This is a genomic window from Stutzerimonas marianensis (assembly GCF_022810315.1).
Classification (GTDB): domain Bacteria; phylum Pseudomonadota; class Gammaproteobacteria; order Pseudomonadales; family Pseudomonadaceae; genus Stutzerimonas; species Stutzerimonas marianensis.
The window spans coordinates 1-277 of record NZ_JALGRD010000096.1 but is presented as its reverse complement, the minus strand read 5'-3'; the positions used below and the strand labels follow the sequence as shown (position 1 = coordinate 277).

The window sequence follows — 277 nt, the reverse complement described above, 5'->3', positions numbered from 1 at the left end:
ATTTTAAGTCGTCTGCAAATGATTTGTGCAATAATAATCGAAATTATGAATCGATTTCCGCCGCCTGAATTAATCAAGCTTTGTGCATCGAAGATGAATTCCAATGTATTTGTTTTCGTTTATTATTGAATGTTGCATTGCTTTCCAGCATGGATTCTGACTTAGAGGCGTTCAGTCATAATCCAACAGATGGTAGCTTCACGGCATTAGCTGGTCAGCTAACCGTATTTACCAATTATCTGGACCAACTGTTCCTCTCGTACTAAATTAGTCTACT

At 37.5% G+C, this 277-nt stretch carries 1 rRNA gene; it reads right to left on the bottom strand.

From position 1 onward, the window contains the following. Positions 1 to 23: 23 nt before the first annotated feature. Positions 24 to 277 (bottom strand): 23S ribosomal RNA (locus MST27_RS22375); the annotation flags it as partial.